A 15,431-nucleotide genomic window follows, 5' to 3' on the forward strand; every position below is an offset into this window, starting at 1 on the left:
GCGGGCGGTGGCCCGGATGCCCCAGTCGATCACCCGTTGGCCGCCGGGACCTCAGCGACCGACCGCATCGGGGGCGCAGGGCGCGGCGGCGGCCTCAGCACACCGGCCGCGAACTGTCGGGCGCGGGGTGGAGCGGGACGGTCGTGACCGCCGTCGGTGCAGTGGCCGCCGCCGGAGGCCGGCCAGGGCCGCCGCCATCGGAGATCCGACCAGGGACTGTGGTGGTAGGTGAACGCAGCCGCACAGCCCCCGCCATCGTGGCCCGGCCCGGCCAACAGGAAGGAGGACCGGCTCCGTGGCTCGGAGCCGGTCCCCCTCAGTCAGCCCACCGCCGCGACGACGGCGGCGGGTGGTGCGTCACACCTGGGTGAACCGCCACTGCTGGTTGGCGGCACTGTGGCAGGTCCACTGCAGCAGCCGCGCGCCGTCGGTGGTGGCGCCACCGTTGACGTCCAGGCAGAGCCCGCTCTGCACGTTGCGCACCGTGTAGACCCCGGAGGTGGTGGTCGCCGTCGCGGTGAACTTCTGCTGGTTGCTGTTGTTGCAGGTGGCCTGCTGGAGGAACGCCCCCGCCGTGGTGGAGCCGCCGATCACCTCGGCGCACTTGTTGCTGTGCACCGCCTTCAGGTAGACCGCGCCGCTACCGGCGTCCACGGCCTGCCACTTCTGGTTGTTGCCACCGGTGGCCGCCCACTGGGTGAGCTGGGCGCCGTCGGCGGTGGAGACGCCACTGACGTCCATCAGCTTCCCGCTGTGCAGGGCGGTGAGCGTCCAGGTCTTCCCGGCCACGCCGGTGCCGGTGCCGGTGCCGGGCGTGCCGACACCGTTCCCGCCGAAGGTGTGCGAGTCGAGGTCGAACGCGTTGTTCGCACTGCTCTTGAACACCATGTAGAGCGGGTGCGTCCCGGACAGCGCGGACACGCTCACCGGCGCGGTGGACTGGTAGTTGTTCCAGCCGCCGGTGCTGGGCACCGGAGTGGTGGCCAGCAGGGTGCCGGTCGGTGAGTCGGCCCGCAGCTCGATCGAACCGCCACCGGACGGCGACGACAACCGGTAGCTGACCGTCGAGATGCCCGACAGGCTCATCGGGTTGAACGCGATCCAGTCGTTGTTGGAGATGTCACCGACCCGCTTGGTGCTCTCCGCGCTGGCCTCGTCGACCACCCGGATGCCGGACTGGCTGCTGAAGTACTCGGCCTGCTTGTGCTTCGGCTGGAGGATCGCCTGCGCGGTGCCGGTGAGCGGGGACGAGCCGCCCGGGCCACCGCTGTCGGTGTAGCGCGCGTTCAAGACGTAGAACAGGTTGGCGCCGTCGGGGTGCCCACCGAGCAGGTCGGTGGAGATGGTGCCCGAGCAGCCCGGGTACTCGGTGGTCTCGTGCGCGTGGTCGTCGTGACCCAGCGCCGGGTTGAGGAGCACCTTGGAGCAGTCGACAGTGCCGCCGTCCGGATCGGTGACGCTGATCTGGTACGACACCTTGTCACCGAAGGTGAGCATGCCGCCGCTGGCCGGCGTGGTGATGGTGACCACCGGCGCGCTGTTGCCGACGGTGATCTGGACGTTGGCGAAGCCCGTCTTTCCGGTGTTGTCGGTGACCTTCAACTGCGCCGTGTAGTTGCCGTTGGTGGTGTAGACGTGCGACGGGTTGGCCGCCGTCGAGGTGGTGCCGTCACCGAACGTCCACTGGTAGCTGAGCGTGTTGCCCGGGTCCGGGTCGGCCGTGCCGGCGCTGCTGAACTGGACGTTCAGCGGGGCGAGGCCGCTGGTGGGCGTGCCGACGGCCTTGGCGATCGGCGACCGGCCGCCCTGGATGTAGTCGATCCGGTAGAGCCCGGAGTCGCTGTTGCCGCCACCGAAGTTGGTGCCCCACTCCAGCACGTAGAGCGAGCCGTCCTTGCCGAACTCCAGGTCCATCGGCTTGTTGAACCGTCCCCCGGGCAGGAACGAGTTGGTGCGGGTCACCGCCGTGGCGGAGTCGAAGTGCACCTCCTTGATGTAGCTGCGCGACCACTCGTAGAAGAAGTGCACGCCGTCGTAGTAGGCCGGGAACTTCGTGGCCGACGGGTTCGCCGGGTCGTAGCGGTAGACCGGCCCGCCCATCGGCCCGGAGCCGCCGGAACCGAGCTCCGGGAAGTTCGACGAGGTGCCGTAGCCGTACCACATGTTGGGCGCGACGACCGGTCGCAGGCTGGTCAGGCCGGTGTTGTTGGGCGAGTTGTTGACCGGCGCGTTGCAGTTGAACTTGGCCCCGACCACGCCGGTGTCCGGGTTGAACGGCGCGTAGGGCTGGTTGTCACCGTGGCAGAACGGCCACCCGTAGTTGCCGGGCTGCTTGATCACGTTCAGTTCGACCAGGCCCTCGGGGCCGCGGTTGGTGGTGGGCGGGTTGCGGTCCGGCCCGTAGTCGGCCAGGTAGACCCAGCCGTTGGAAGGGTCGATCGAGAAGCGGAACGGGTTGCGGAAGCCCATCGCGTAGATCTCGGGCCGGGTCTGCGCCGTGCCCTGGGGGTAGAGGTTGCCCGTCGGGACGGTGTAGCCGCCGGTGGCCGAGGGGCGGATGCGCAGCAGCTTGCCGCGCAGGTCGTTGGTGTTGCCGGCGCTGCGGGCGGCGTCCAGGTTGGACTTGCCGGACCGCCAGTCCAGCGGGGCGTAGCCCTGCCAGTTGGGGTCGAGGTTCGGCGGCGTGTCGTCGCCGGTGCCGATGTAGAGGTTCCCGTCCGGGCCGAAGTCGATGTAGCCACCGGTGTGGCCGGGCTCGGGGAAGGTACGGTCCCGGTACGCCGGGATGTCGATGATCCGGGCCTCGGTGGACAGGTTGAGACTGTCACCGGAGAGCGTGTAGCGGGAGACGCGGTTGACGTCGGTGCTGCTGCTCGCCGGCGAGTGGTACAGGTACACGTACCCGTTGGTGGCGAAGTTCGGGTCCAGCGCCAGGCCGGTGAGACCATCCTCGCCGCCGGTGTAGACGCTCAGGGTGCCGGCGGTCACGGTGCTGTTGCTGGTGGGCTTGAAGATCTTGACCTGGCCGCCGCGCTGGATGTACATGACCCGACCGTCCGGCAGCACGGCCAGGGCCATCGGGTCGACCGTGTTGTCGTCCAGGGTGCGCTTCTCGAAGTTGCTCCAGACGGTGCCGCCGCAGTCGCCGGGCAGGTTGCCGGCGGCCCACTTCACGCCGCCGAGGACGTGGTCACGGAAGCTCGTCTCGCTGTAGGAGGCGATCGCGTGGCCCATCGCGGTGGCCCACACCCGCCCGCCAGCGGCGTTGCGGCACCAGGAGATCGGGTGGTCCGGACCCATCGCCCGGGACCCCGGGTTGTAGGTGCGCTCGTCGGCGGTCACCAGCACGTGCACGTTGCCGCGCGGGTTGGCGTCGAAGTTGTACCACTCCTCGCTGCGGTTCCAACGGTCCGGCAGGCCGGTCGTCGACGGGTGCTGCTTGTCGGCGACGATGGCGGTGCCGGGCAGCACGCCGGGGGAGTGCTCGGGCATGTGGGCACCGCCGTTGAGGGTCTGGTCCCACCAGGGGTACTCGCCCTCGATGCCCATGTCCAGGGCGTTGTGGATGCCGACGATGCCCTTGCCGCTGGCCAGGTAACCCTCCACGGCCTGGCGTTGGGCGGCCGAGGTCCAGACCATGCCGGAGGTCTGGAACATGATGATCACGTCGAAGGTGGCGAGGTTGGCCGGGGTGAAGACGCTGGAGTCCTCGGTCTGCACCAACTCGAAGTTGTTGGCCGCCGCCTGCTGCTGGAACATGCTGATCCCGGCGGGGATCGAGTCGTGCCGGTAGCCCACTGTCTTGGTGAACAGCAGGGCGCGGAAGGCCGGTGCCGCCGACGCGGGTGGGGCGAGGCCGAGCGACAGTAACAGGCCGGCGATCATGGCGATGAGCAGTGTGGTGCGACGCATGCCGTCTCCTAGTTTTCGGCGGGCAACTCCGGTGGCGACCGTGGCTCCGTCGGCGCGTCAGGTGGTGGCTGGCGCAGGCAGGGCACGGGTGTGGTGCTCGGGTCGTCGTGCCGTCCGCCGTAACGGCCGCCAGTCCCGTTGATCGTCACAGAGAGTGACTTGTTGGTGTTCTCGTCCCGTGGGTCGCGAGGTCAGGATGATTGAGTCATCGATGACTGTCAATGGATTGGGGAAGGTTCGATGTTTCGACCTGTTGGTGGCAGCCGGCTGCGGACCCCTCGACGCGGCGGCGGTGCTGATCGGGGGCGTGCCTGGGAATTGCATCGGGAGGAGGATTGTGGACAAGCATCGAAACATCTATCTTCATACGTGTGATGTTTCGTCGATGTCAAGGAAAGTTTGCTTCGACGAGACGTAAGCACCCGTGGCAGACAGCGAAAGTACTCCCGTCCGACTCCGTGCACGAGCCGGACGTGGGGTGGCGATCACGTCGATGACTACTTTCTGTGAGGGTTCCCGGAATGTCAGACCCACCACCGGCGTCGCTGCTCACCCTCCGGGGGATCGGCAAGTCCTTCCTCGGGGTACGCGTCCTCGACGGTGTCGACCTCGACGTCGCGCCGGGCGAGGTGCACGCCGTCGTCGGTGAGAACGGCGCCGGCAAGTCCACCCTCATGAAGATCGCCTCCGGCGGGTACGCCCCGGACGAGGGCACCGTCGAGGTCGCCGGTGAACCGCGCGTCTTCCGGGGCCCGCGCGACGCGCAGCGGGCCGGGGTCGGCATCATCCACCAGGAGTTCAATCTGCTGCCGGAGCGCACCGTCGCGGAGAACGTCTACCTGGGACACGAGCCGGTGCGCCGCGGGTTGGTCGACCGCGGGGCGATGCTCGACCGCACCAGCCGGCTTCTCGCCTCGATCGGGGAGACCACCCTCGCGGCCGACGCCCAGGTGGGCCGCCTCGGCGTCGCCCAGCAGCAGGTCGTCGAGATCGCCAAGGCGCTCGCCCTGGACGCCCGGCTGCTCATCATGGACGAGCCGACCGCGGCCCTGGCCGACCACGAGGTCGAACTGCTCTACGGCCTGGTACGCCGGCTCCAGCAGCGGGGCATCGGCCTGCTGTACGTCTCGCACCGGCTCACCGAGGTCTTCGACCTGTCCGGCCGGATCACCGTCCTCAAGGACGGCCGCCGGGTCACCACCGTGGACACCGCCGACACCACCACCGACACCCTGGTACGGCACATGGTCGGCCGGGAGCTGTCCAGCTACTACCCGGACCGGGCCCGCCCCGCCGACCTCGGCCCGGTGCGGCTCACCGCCCGCGACGCGGGGAACCGGAAACTGCGTGGCATCGACGTCGAGTTGCGAGCCGGGGAGGTGCTCGGCGTCGGTGGTCTCCAGGGCGCCGGGCGGTCCGCGCTGGCCCGCGCGCTGTTCGGCGTCGACCCGTTCACCACCGGCGAGGTGACACTCGACGGCAGAACGGTCCGGCTGCGCTCGCCCCGGACCGCGATGCGGGCCGGCATCGCCTACGTCACCGAGGACCGCAAGGGGGAGGGCATCGTGCCCCGACAGTCGGTGCTCGACAACGCGCTGCTCGCCAGCCGGGCGGTCTTCGCGGCCCGGTCCGGTCGCGCCGCCCGTACCGCCCGGGTGCGGGAGCTGCTCGCCGCCGTCGAGGTCCGCGCCGCCGGCGACGACCAGGAGATCCGTTTCCTGTCGGGCGGCAACCAGCAGAAGGTCGTGCTGGCCCGCTGGCTCGCGCTCGACCCGCAGGTCCTGCTCTTCGACGAGCCGACCCGGGGCATCGACGTGGGCGCGAAGTCGGCCATCCACGATCTCGTCCGCCGGCTGGCCCGCGACGGCGCAGCCGTGTTGATGATCTCGTCCGACCTGCCCGAGCTGCTGGGGATGAGCGACCGGATCGTCGTCATGCGCGACGGCCGGATCGCCGGCGAGCTGCCCGCCGGCGCGACCGAGGAGGACGCGGTCGCCCTGGCCGTAGGCCACGTGAGGGCTGGCGCCCAGTGAGTGCGAGGAGTGAGCCGGGTTTGCGAGCCCCGCAGTCGCGAACGGGGATGGCTCTGGTGAGTGCGAGGAGTGAGCCGGGTTTGCGAGCCCCGCAGTCGCGAATGGAGACCGTCCGGTGAGCGTGTTGTCGTTGTTGCCGGCCCGACGGCCGGTGCCGGGCGTGTTCGTGGCGCTGGCCCTCACCCTCGCGATCGGCTGGCTGGTCGTCCTGGTCGACGGCGGCCAGTTGTTCAACCAGTCCACGACGGTGAGCCTGCTGCACGTCGCCGCCGGTCTCGGGTTCGTCGCCGTCGGCCAGACCCTGGTCATCCTCGGCGGTTCGCTCGACCTCTCCGTGGCGTACGTGATCAGCCTGAGCACCCTCGTCGCGGCCGAGACGATGAACGGCAGCGACGGCGCGCTGCTGCCGGCGATCGGCCTGGCGCTGGCGGTCAGTGCCGGCGTCGGACTGCTCAACGGGCTGCTCGTGACCAGGTTCCGGGTCAACGCGTTCATCGCCACCCTCGGCGTCGGGTTGCTGCTCAAGGGGTACCTCGACAGCAACTACGACGGCCCGGCCGGCAGCACCTCACCCGGCCTGGTGCAGTCGCTGGGCTATCAGCGCGTCGGCCCGGTGCCGCTGTCGTTCCTGCTGCTGCTCGCGGTGACCGCGGCGGCCTGGTTCGTACTGTCCCGGACCCGCTTCGGTCACCACCTGGTCGCCGTCGGCGGTGATCCGGAGGTCGCCCGGCTCTCCGGCGTCCGCAACGACCGGGTGCTCGTCACCGCGCACGTGCTGTGCTCGCTGTGTGCCGGGCTCGCCGGGATCTACCTGGCCAGCCGGCTCGGTTCGGGCGCGCCCCGGGTGGGCACCGAGGGCCTCTACGACCTGGAGTCGATAGCCGCGGTGGTGATCGGCGGGACCGCGCTCGCCGGTGGGCGCGGCGGTGTCGTCGGCACCGTCGGCGGGGTGCTGCTGCTCGCCAGCATCGACGCGATCTTCAACCAGCTCGAGGTCGACGCGTTCTTCAAGCAGGTGATCAGGGGCGTCATCATCATCGCCGCGGTCGCCGTCTACGCCCGTCGGGCTCTGCGAAAGGCGGCGGCCTAGCCATGCAGCTCGTCCAGCGTCGTCCGCTGTCACTGCGCCGTGTCCGGCTTCGCCCCGGCGGGGTGCTGCCGATCCTGGCCATCCTCGCGGTGCTGCTGGTGCTCGTCGGCATCCGGCAGCCCAGTTTCCTCGACCCGCCGTCGTTGATGTCCTTCCTGGGGCGTTCCGCACCGATCATCCTGCTCGCCGCCGGCCAGTACTTCGTGATCGTCTCCGGCGAGTTCGACCTCTCCGTCGGCTCGCTGGTCACCGCCCAGGTGGTGGTCGCGGCCCGGCTGATCGACGGCGACCCGGCCCGCACCTGGCCGGTGGTGCTGCTCCTGCTCGGCTTCGGGGCGCTGGTCGGGCTGGTCAACGGCCTGATCACGACACGCCTGCGGGTGCCGTCGTTCATCACCACCCTCGGCATGTTCCTGATCCTGGTCGGCGCGGTGTACCTGTGGTCCGACGGCGCGCCGAAGGGCGGTCTCTCCGAGGAGTTCCGGCGGTTCGGCCGGCGGGCGGTCGAGGACGTGCCGCTGCTCGGCCGGGTGCCGTACGCGCTGCTGGTCCTGGTGGCCGTCGCGGTGCTCGCGGTGCTGCTGATGCGGTCGGACTTCGGCCGGACCCTGGTCGCCGTCGGCGACAACCCGCGCACCGCGCAGCTGAGCGGGGTACGCGTCTGGCGTACCCGGACCGTCGCCTTCATCCTCAGCGGGCTGGCGGCGGCCGTGGCGGCGATCCTGCTGGGCGGCTACAGCGGGGTGTCGTTCCAGTCCGGTGCGGGCCTGGAGTTCGGTGCGATCACCGCTGTCGTCCTCGGCGGCGTCGCCCTGGGCGGGGGGCGCGGCTCGGTCGTCGGCGCGATGCTCGGCGCGTTGACCCTCGAACTGCTGTTCGCGCTGATGAATTTCTACGGCGTCTCCGGCGCCCTCAGGTCCACCGTCCAGGGCGCGATCATCCTGCTCGCCGTGGCGGTCTCGGCAACCCGTTCTTCGTCACGATAAGGGGAATCCATAGTGCGACGTTCCATGGCGGCGCTGGCCGCCGTCACCCTGCTGTCCCTCACCGCCTGTGCCACCGACGAACCGGGCGCGGGGCCCTCGGGCGGTTCCTCCTCCGCCGCCGGGTCGGGCACCGGGGAGCAGTCGAAGTTCTTCGTGCAGGCCGACTACGACGCGGAGTTGGCGCTGCTCGGCGCCACCCCGACCGGCGCGGCGGACAAGCCGTGGGAGCAGGTGCTCAATCCGGCCATGGTGGACACCGCGAAGTTCAGGAAGGCCGGGCCGCACAAGATCTGTTTCTCCAACGCGGCCTTGAACAATCCGTGGCGGCAGGTCGGCTTCAAGACCATGCAGGCCGAGGTGGAGGCGCAGAAGAGCCGCATCAAGGAGTTCGTGCACGTCGATGCCGAGGGCAAGGACCAGAAGCAGATCGCGGACATCAACGACCTGCTCGGCAAGGGCTGCGACGCGCTCATCGTCTCGCCGAACACCACCGCCACGCTCACCCCGGCCGTCGAGGCGGCCTGTAAGGCCGGGCTGCCGGTGGTCGTGTTCGACCGTGGCGTCGACACGAAGTGCCCGGTGACGTTCATCAACCCGATCGGCGGTTACGGCTTCGGCCACGTCGGTGCCGAGTTCGTCAGCCAGAAGATGAAGCCCGGCGGTAAGGTCCTCGCCCTGCGGATCCTGCCCGGCGTCGACGTCCTGGAAACCCGCTGGTCGGCCGCGAAGGTGGCGTTCGACAAGGCGAAGGTGGACGTCGTGGGGGTCGAGTTCACCGACGGCGACCCGGCCAAGACCAAGAAGATCGTCGACGACTACATCCAGCGGTACGGCACCATCGACGGCGTCTGGATGGACGCCGGCGCGGTCGCCGTCGCGGCGGTCGAGGCGTTCCAGGACGCGGGCAAGCCGGTGCCGCCGATCAACGGCGAGGACCAGCTCGACTTCCTGAAGATCTGGAAGGACAAGAAGCTCACCGCCATCGCGCCGACCTACCCGACCTACCAGTGGCGTACGCCGATCGTCGCCGCGCTGCGGATCCTCGACGGCCAGCAGGTGTCCAGCCCGTGGAAGCTGCCCCAGCCGACAATCACCCAGGACAATCTGGACCAGTACCTCGACGCGGACATGCCGCCGCTGCACTACGCGATGTGCGGCTGCACCGACCTGCCCGGTTACCCGCAGCGCTGGAAGTAGGTCCCGGTGTACACCATCGGTGTCAACCCCTGGGTGTGGGCCTCGCCTGTCGACGACGCGGCCCTCGCCGAGTTGGTCCCGCGGATCGCGTCGTTCGGCTTCGACGCGGTCGAACTGCCCATCGAACAGCCCGGCGACTGGGATCCGGCCCGTACCCGGGATCTGTTGGCCGCGCACGGTCTGGTCGCGGCCGGCGTCTGCGCGGTCACCCCGCCGGGGCGGGACCTGGTGAACGCCGCCCCGGCCGTCGTGGAGTCGACAGTCGCGTACCTCACGGGGTGCGTGACTGCCGCGGCGGCCGTCGGCGCGCCGTGCGTCGGCGGCCCGGTGTACGCCTCGGTCGGCCGCACCTGGCGGATGTCGGCGGCGGCGCGGGCGGCCTGCTACGCGGAGTTCCGGCGGGCGCTGACGCCGGTGGCCGAGCAGGCCGGCGAGCAGGGCGTCAGCATCGGGGTCGAGGCGCTGAACCGCTACGAGACGAGCGTGGTCAACACCGTCGCGCAGACGGTGGAGCTGATCGACGGGTTGCCGTCGAGCGTCGGCATCATGATCGACACCTATCACATGAACATCGAGGAGTCCGATCCGTACGCGGCCCTCGCCGCCGCCGGCCCGCACATCAAGCACGTCCAGGTCAGCGGCACCGACCGGGGCGCACCCGGTGCGGACCACTTCGACTGGCCGCGCTTCTTCGCCGTGCTGCGGGACACCGGTTACCGGGGCGCGCTCTGCATCGAGTCGTTCACGGCGGAGAACGAGACCATCGCCACCGCCGCGGCGATCTGGCGTCCACTGGCCCCCTCGCAGGACCGGCTCGCCACCGACGGCCTGCGCTACCTCCGGGCGGCCACCGCCGATCCGCCGGCCGCGGCCGGCTGAGGCGGTTCGACGGATGTGCCGTACGGGGGCCGACCACCGACGGTCCTGCCGGCGGCAGGACCGTCGGTGGTGGCTTGACAGGAAAGTGGAACCACAGGACAGTCGGCATACGCATTTATGGATACCGATATTAACTGGGTGGGGTGCGTCATGAGGAAGTCACTGACGGCCGTCGTCATGGCCGCCGTCGTCGCCCTGACCGGGATGGTCGCCGTGCTCGCGCAGTCCAGCGCGGCGAACGCGGCGGCCGGCTGCCGGGTGGACTACGTCGTCAGCAGCCAGTGGACCGGTGGTTTCAGCACCGACATCACGATCACCAACCTGGGCGACACCGTCAACGGGTGGACGCTGCGGTTCGCCTTTCCCGCCGTCGACCAGCTGCTCGCGCAGACCTGGAGCGCCACCTGGAGCCAGTCGGGCCAGCAGGTCAGCGCAACGAACCTGGGCTGGAACGCGACCCTGGGCACCAACGCCACGGTGAACATCGGCTTCGTCGGCTCCTGGTTCGGCAACAACCCCGTGCCCGCGTCGTTCACGCTCAACGGTGTCGCCTGCACCGGCGGCGTCCGGCCCAGCATGACGCCTACCGGGACGACGACGACGCCGCCGGTCGCCGACTATCCGGCGATCGTCACGTGGCTCAGCCCTGCCGCCGGCGCGGTCTACACCGGGCCGGGGCCCGTCCCGCTGGCGGCGACCGCGACGGTGGGCGGCGGCCACTACATCACCTCGGTGTCGTTCCGGGTGAACGGCGTCACTGTGGCGCAGGGGGTGAAGACCGCCGGTGACCGGTACGAGACCCAGTGGACCCCACCGGCCGGGGAGCCCGGTACCAGCACCACCTTCGTGCTGAACGTCTCCGCCGGCACCGACCAGTCGCTGTCCGGCGGTGCGCCGCCGCGGCTGGTCACGGTGGTGACGCCCGCGTCCACCGGCACCAACCGACCGCCGGCGGTGGCGCTGAGCACCCCCGGCGGGCAGACGTACTTCCTCGAACCGACGACCGTGACGCTGGTGGCGGACGCCACCGACACCGATGCCGGGGACGTCGTCGGCCGGGCGGAGCTGTACCTCGGCACGACCCGGGTGGCCACGACCACGACCAGCAGCGGGCAGCGCTACCAGTTCCCGGTGGACCTGGCGGCCGCCACGTCGTCCACCTTCACCGTCCGGGTCTACGACTCCCACGGGGGCGTCGGCATCTCGAACCCGCTGATTTTCACCGTCCGGTAGGCCGCCAGGTGCCCGGCGGCACCGCGGTTCGCAGGCGGGCCCGATCCCGGGTGGCGTACCCCGGCGATGGTGTCGGGGTACGCCGCTGCGGCGGGGGGAGGAAGGTCGGTCGGTGGCGTGAAGTCGGCCCGCGGTGGGGTCAGCGTGCCGCAGCGGGATGTTCCGGCCCCTGCGCCGCCTCATCAGTGCCCCCGTAGCCGCCCGGAGGAGACCATCCCGGACGACGCTTCCTGAGCCACCCGGACCACCCGCTCGCCTGCGGAACCGTCAGCGTCCGCCTGTGGCGTCGCCGGACCGCGCGCCAGCGGAGGCCGAACCGAGCACACCCGGTCGACCGGAAGCGCACTCGACAGTCGGGTCTGCGGTGCCGCACGGTCACCCCGCCTGGTCCCGCCAGCCGCGCCGACGGGTACGCCGGGCCGGGCCGGTGCGGCCGGCGGGAACGCGGCGACCTGGTCACCGGCCCGAACTACCCACGTTGGTAATGGCCCCTGACCAGCGGGGTGGGCGAGTCTAACCAGGCATAGATCCGTACCTGTGAGTTCCGTGGGTCCGGCAGCTGGAGGGAAGGTCTGGACTTGCCATGCGACAACTTGAGGTGGCTCTGATCGGCGCGGGACTGATCGCGCGCCTGCACCTGGAGGCGTGGATCGGCGCCGGGGCGGCCGTCCGGGTCTGTTCCGACGACGGCCGGGCCGCCGAGTTGGCGCGTGAGTTCGGGGCGCGGGCCGTGGGCTCGCTGGACGAGGCGTTGGACGGTGCCGACGCCGTGGACATCTGCACCCCGACCGGCACCCACCGGGAGATCGCCCTGACCGCCATGGCCAGAGGCGTGGGCGTGGTGTGCGAGAAGCCGTTGGCGGCCACCACCGCAGAGGCCGAGGAGATCGTCGACGCCTCCGAGCGCGCCGGGGTGCGGCTCTACCCGGCCCACGACGTACGGTTCGCGCCGGCTTTCGCGCGACTGCACGAGCTGGTGGCGTCCGGAGGCCTGGGCGAGGGCACGACCGCGCGGTTCCAGTTCTCCGCGTACCACCCGAGGCCCTGGACGGGGTCGGTGCCGGCGCGGTCCGGCGGGATCCTGACCGACCAACTGCTGCACGGCGCGGACCTGGCCTACTGGATCTTCGGGGAGGTGGTCCGGGTGTACGCCTGCTACCAGGGCGAGATCGCCGCACCGGCCCCGCAGGGGGCGGTGGCGACCGGCACCGCCGTCCTCACCCACGCCAACGGCGCGATCAGCCAGATCGTGAGCCGGTGGACGGCCACGCCGAAGCCGCCGGTACGGGTGACGTTCCACGTCGCGGGCACCGGGGGCAGCGTGAGCTACGACTCCGAGTGGCCCCAGGAGGTCCGGGTGGCCGACGGCGAGGCCGGCGGCTTCGGCTACGCCGGCAGGTCGGTGTTCGCCACCGAGATGCGCGAGTTCGCCCAGGCCTTCCTGGGTGGCCCCGAACCGCGACTGGGTGCCCGGGACGCGCTGGCCGCGGTCCGCATCACCCAGGCGGCAGCGGAGTCCGCCTGGACCGGCCGCGCCGTGGAACTGCCTGTGAAGGGAGCCGCATGAAGGTCGCCGTCCTGTCCCTCGCGCACGAGCGCGCCGAGGCCTACGCCCGTCTGCTGCACGACCTGCCCGACGTCGAACTGCTCGTCGCCGACCCCGACGGCACCGCCGACGACCAGGAACGGGGCCGGACCCTCGCCGGACAGCTCGGGGTGCCCTACGCCGACGACTGGGACGAGGTCACGCAGTGGCGTCCACACGCCGTCGTGGTCACCGGGGAGGTCGGCCGTCGCCGGGAGGTGGTCGAGCGGATGGCCGAGGCGGAGGCGTTCGTGCTGTGCGAACAGCCGCTGGCGCTCACCGAGTCGGACGTCAAGGAGATGGTGGACGCCTGCGACATGGCGGGTGTCCGGCTCACCCTCGCCTCCCCGGCCTGCTACGGCGAGGCGTTCGCCGCGATCCGTCGGGGGATCGCCGACGGCGTCGTCGGCACCCTGACGACCATCCACGGCGCATACCACACCCCGCCGGTGGCCGGCCTGGGCGCCGTCGCCGCCAACGCCCCGTACCTGCTCGACCTGGTGGACACGGTGCTCGACGGGGCACCGGCGGAGCGGGTGTACGCGCAGGCGAACGACGTGCTCGGTGGGGGGCAGGGCGTCGAGAGCGCCGCGGTGCTCACCGTCACCTACCGCGGTGGGGTGGTCGCCACGCTCGACTGCAGTTGGAGCAGGTCGCCGGCGGCCGGACCGACGCTGACCCTCGTCGGGGACCGGGCGAGCGTGGAGTACGACGCCGCGCCCCGGTTGCTCGGCGGGTTCGACGCCGCCACCGGCGGTGAGCGGCGGGAAACGGGTGGGGAGGACCGGTATCCGCTGATGCTCCGGGAATTCCTCGACACGATCGACACCGGCAAGGGAGCCGGCCCCGACGGCGAGGTCGGGTTACGCACGCAGCGGATCATCCAGGCCGCCTACGAATCGATGCGCACCGGGCAGCCCGTCGACGTCGGATGACGACGTCGGCCCTGGCCGACCTCGGGATCCGGACCTGTCGATCACCTTTCGCGAGGATGGCGCCGACATTGTCGGTGCGGGAATCGCGTGCCCAGGTTCAGGCGGAAACGACCCGGCGAAATGGGAGACCAGATGAGTGTCACACAGGTGGAAGTCGTCCTCAGTGGTGGGCCGGTCGATCTGTCGTCGGCGCAGCGCAGCGTCCCGGAGGCGGCGTTGGGACAAACACTCAAGATTCGACACGGGGCCGGCTACGAGCATTTCGTCCACGACGGTGAGTACCGGACGGTGAACGGCTGCGAGGTGGCGGTGTTCCGCTGGGCCGGGCGCACGAGAATCGCCGAATAAACCGCTCACCCACCATTTTCCGAGGGAGAAGGATTCCATGACCGACGCCATTTCCTTCGAGCAGCCGTGGGCGCGGACCGACAAGTTCGACCCGCCGGCGATCTTCGACGAGCTGCGGGAACAGCGTCCGCTCGCCCGGATGCGCTACCCGGACGGGCACGTCGGTTGGATCGTCTCCAGTTACGACCTGGTGCGGGAGGTCCTCAGCGACCTGCGGTTCAGCCACAGCTGCGAGGTCGGTCACTTCCCGGTGACGCACCAGGGGCAGGTGATCCCGACCCACCCGTTGATCCCCGGGATGTTCATCCACATGGACCCGCCCGAGCACACCCGGTACCGCCGGCTGCTGACCGGGGAGTTCACCGTCCGGCGGACCAGTCGGTTGACGTCGCACGTGCAGGCCGTCGCCGCCGAGCAGATCGAGGTCATGCGGGCGCACGGAGCACCTGTGGACCTGGTCGAGACCTTCGCCCGGCCGCTGGTGCTGCGGGTGTTGTCCGAGCTGGTCGGCCTGCCGTACGCGGAACGCGACCGCTATCTGCACGCGGTGATCCTCCTGCACGACGCCGAGGCGGACCCGGCGGCCGCGGCCGCCGCCTACGCCGAGGCGGGGGCGTTCTTCGACGAGGTCATCGACAGGCGTCGACAGCAGCCCGGCGACGACCTGATCAGTGCCCTGGTCGCCGACGAGGAGCTGACCGGGGAGGAGGTACGCAACATCGTCACGCTGCTGCTGTTCGCGGGCTACGAGACCACGGAGAGCGCGCTGGCAGTCGGCGTGTTCGCCCTGCTGCACCACCAGGACCAGCTGGCCCTGCTCCGGGCGGAACCGGCGAGGCTCGACGCCGCGATCGAGGAACTGCTGCGTTACCTGACGGTCAACCAGTACCACACGTACCGCACCGCGCTGGAGGACCTCAAGCTCCACGGCGAGTTGATCAGGAAGGGGGACACCGTCACGGTGTCCTTGCCGGCGGCCAACCGTGACCCGGCCAAGTTCGGGTGCCCCGCGAAACTGGACATCGAGCGGGAGACCTCGGGCCACGTGGCGTTCGGCTTCGGCGTCCACCAGTGCCTCGGTCAGAACCTCGCCCGGATCGAGCTGCGTACCGGGCTGTCGGCACTGTTGCAGGCCTTCCCCGACCTGGGGTTGGCCGTCCCGGCCGACGAGGTGCCGCTGCGCCTGCAGGGTTCCGTCTTCGCGGTGAAGAACCTCCCCGTCCGCTGGTGAGC

The 15,431-nt window shown here is 70.5% G+C and carries 11 protein-coding genes; 10 read left to right on the top strand and 1 reads right to left on the bottom strand.

The genetic code is table 11. The annotated features are described in order from the left end of the window. Window positions 1-357 precede the first annotated feature (357 nt). Complete coding sequence (locus AC0AIB_RS04745) at window positions 358-3,912, bottom strand: ThuA domain-containing protein (protein ID WP_328345785.1); 3,555 nt, start codon at window positions 3,910-3,912, stop codon at window positions 358-360. 521 nt (window positions 3,913-4,433) lie between these two features. Between AC0AIB_RS04745 and AC0AIB_RS04750 the strand changes: the two genes are divergently transcribed. The 10 genes from AC0AIB_RS04750 to AC0AIB_RS04795 all read left to right on the top strand — a co-directional run bounded on the left by AC0AIB_RS04750 (window position 4,434) and on the right by AC0AIB_RS04795 (window position 15,429). Beyond that, complete coding sequence (locus tag AC0AIB_RS04750; protein WP_465096093.1) at window positions 4,434-5,945, top strand: sugar ABC transporter ATP-binding protein; 1,512 nt, start codon at window positions 4,434-4,436, stop codon at window positions 5,943-5,945. 115 nt (window positions 5,946-6,060) lie between these two features. Beyond that, window positions 6,061-7,035 (top strand): ABC transporter permease, encoded by a 975-nt coding sequence (locus tag AC0AIB_RS04755; protein ID WP_328345788.1) that lies wholly within the window; start codon window positions 6,061-6,063, stop codon window positions 7,033-7,035. Window positions 7,036-7,037: 2 nt separating this feature from the next. Beyond that, on the top strand, window positions 7,038-8,021 hold the full coding sequence (locus tag AC0AIB_RS04760) for an ABC transporter permease (RefSeq protein ID WP_465096094.1): 984 nt from the start codon (window positions 7,038-7,040) through the stop codon (window positions 8,019-8,021). A gap of 12 nt (window positions 8,022-8,033) precedes the next feature. Beyond that, a complete protein-coding gene (locus AC0AIB_RS04765) occupies window positions 8,034-9,218 on the top strand; it encodes an ABC transporter substrate-binding protein (protein ID WP_328345792.1) in 1,185 nt (394 codons plus the stop codon). Between the two features lie 6 nt (window positions 9,219-9,224). Then, complete coding sequence (locus tag AC0AIB_RS04770; RefSeq protein ID WP_465096095.1) at window positions 9,225-10,097, top strand: sugar phosphate isomerase/epimerase family protein; 873 nt, start codon at window positions 9,225-9,227, stop codon at window positions 10,095-10,097. A 150-nt stretch (window positions 10,098-10,247) separates the two neighbouring features. Then, window positions 10,248-11,330, top strand: a complete 1,083-nt coding sequence (locus tag AC0AIB_RS04775; protein ID WP_465096096.1) for a cellulose binding domain-containing protein — start codon at window positions 10,248-10,250, stop codon at window positions 11,328-11,330. Between the two features lie 583 nt (window positions 11,331-11,913). Continuing rightward, window positions 11,914-12,897 carry a Gfo/Idh/MocA family protein gene (locus AC0AIB_RS04780; RefSeq protein WP_328345798.1) on the top strand — a complete coding sequence of 328 codons (984 nt, stop codon included), beginning with the start codon at window positions 11,914-11,916 and terminating at the stop codon, window positions 12,895-12,897. Further along, window positions 12,894-13,850, top strand: coding sequence for a Gfo/Idh/MocA family protein (locus tag AC0AIB_RS04785; protein ID WP_328345800.1), 957 nt, complete (start codon window positions 12,894-12,896; stop codon window positions 13,848-13,850). The genes AC0AIB_RS04780 and AC0AIB_RS04785 overlap by 4 nt, the downstream gene beginning before the upstream one ends. Window positions 13,851-13,982: 132 nt before the next feature. Further along, a complete protein-coding gene (locus tag AC0AIB_RS04790) occupies window positions 13,983-14,198 on the top strand; it encodes a DUF5988 family protein (protein ID WP_328345802.1) in 216 nt (71 codons plus the stop codon). Window positions 14,199-14,235: 37 nt separating this feature from the next. Then, window positions 14,236-15,429, top strand: a complete 1,194-nt coding sequence (locus AC0AIB_RS04795) for a cytochrome P450 (RefSeq protein WP_328345804.1) — start codon at window positions 14,236-14,238, stop codon at window positions 15,427-15,429. The last annotated feature ends 2 nt before the right edge of the window (window positions 15,430-15,431 follow it).

The organism is Micromonospora sp. DSM 43699 (assembly GCF_055517075.1).

Excerpts from the sequence above, each read along its gene's own strand:
- AC0AIB_RS04795 (WP_328345804.1), top strand. The coding sequence starts at position 14,236 with ATGACCGACGCCATTTCCTTCGAGCAGCCGTGGGCGCGGACCGACAAG.
- AC0AIB_RS04750 (WP_465096093.1), top strand. The coding sequence starts at position 4,434 with ATGTCAGACCCACCACCGGCGTCGCTGCTCACCCTCCGGGGGATCGGC.
- AC0AIB_RS04775 (WP_465096096.1), top strand. The coding sequence starts at position 10,248 with ATGAGGAAGTCACTGACGGCCGTCGTCATGGCCGCCGTCGTCGCCCTG.
- AC0AIB_RS04760 (WP_465096094.1), top strand. The coding sequence starts at position 7,038 with ATGCAGCTCGTCCAGCGTCGTCCGCTGTCACTGCGCCGTGTCCGGCTT.
- AC0AIB_RS04745 (WP_328345785.1), bottom strand. The coding sequence starts at position 3,912 with ATGCGTCGCACCACACTGCTCATCGCCATGATCGCCGGCCTGTTACTG.
- AC0AIB_RS04780 (WP_328345798.1), top strand. The coding sequence starts at position 11,914 with ATGCGACAACTTGAGGTGGCTCTGATCGGCGCGGGACTGATCGCGCGC.
- AC0AIB_RS04785 (WP_328345800.1), top strand. The coding sequence starts at position 12,894 with ATGAAGGTCGCCGTCCTGTCCCTCGCGCACGAGCGCGCCGAGGCCTAC.
- AC0AIB_RS04790 (WP_328345802.1), top strand. The coding sequence starts at position 13,983 with ATGAGTGTCACACAGGTGGAAGTCGTCCTCAGTGGTGGGCCGGTCGAT.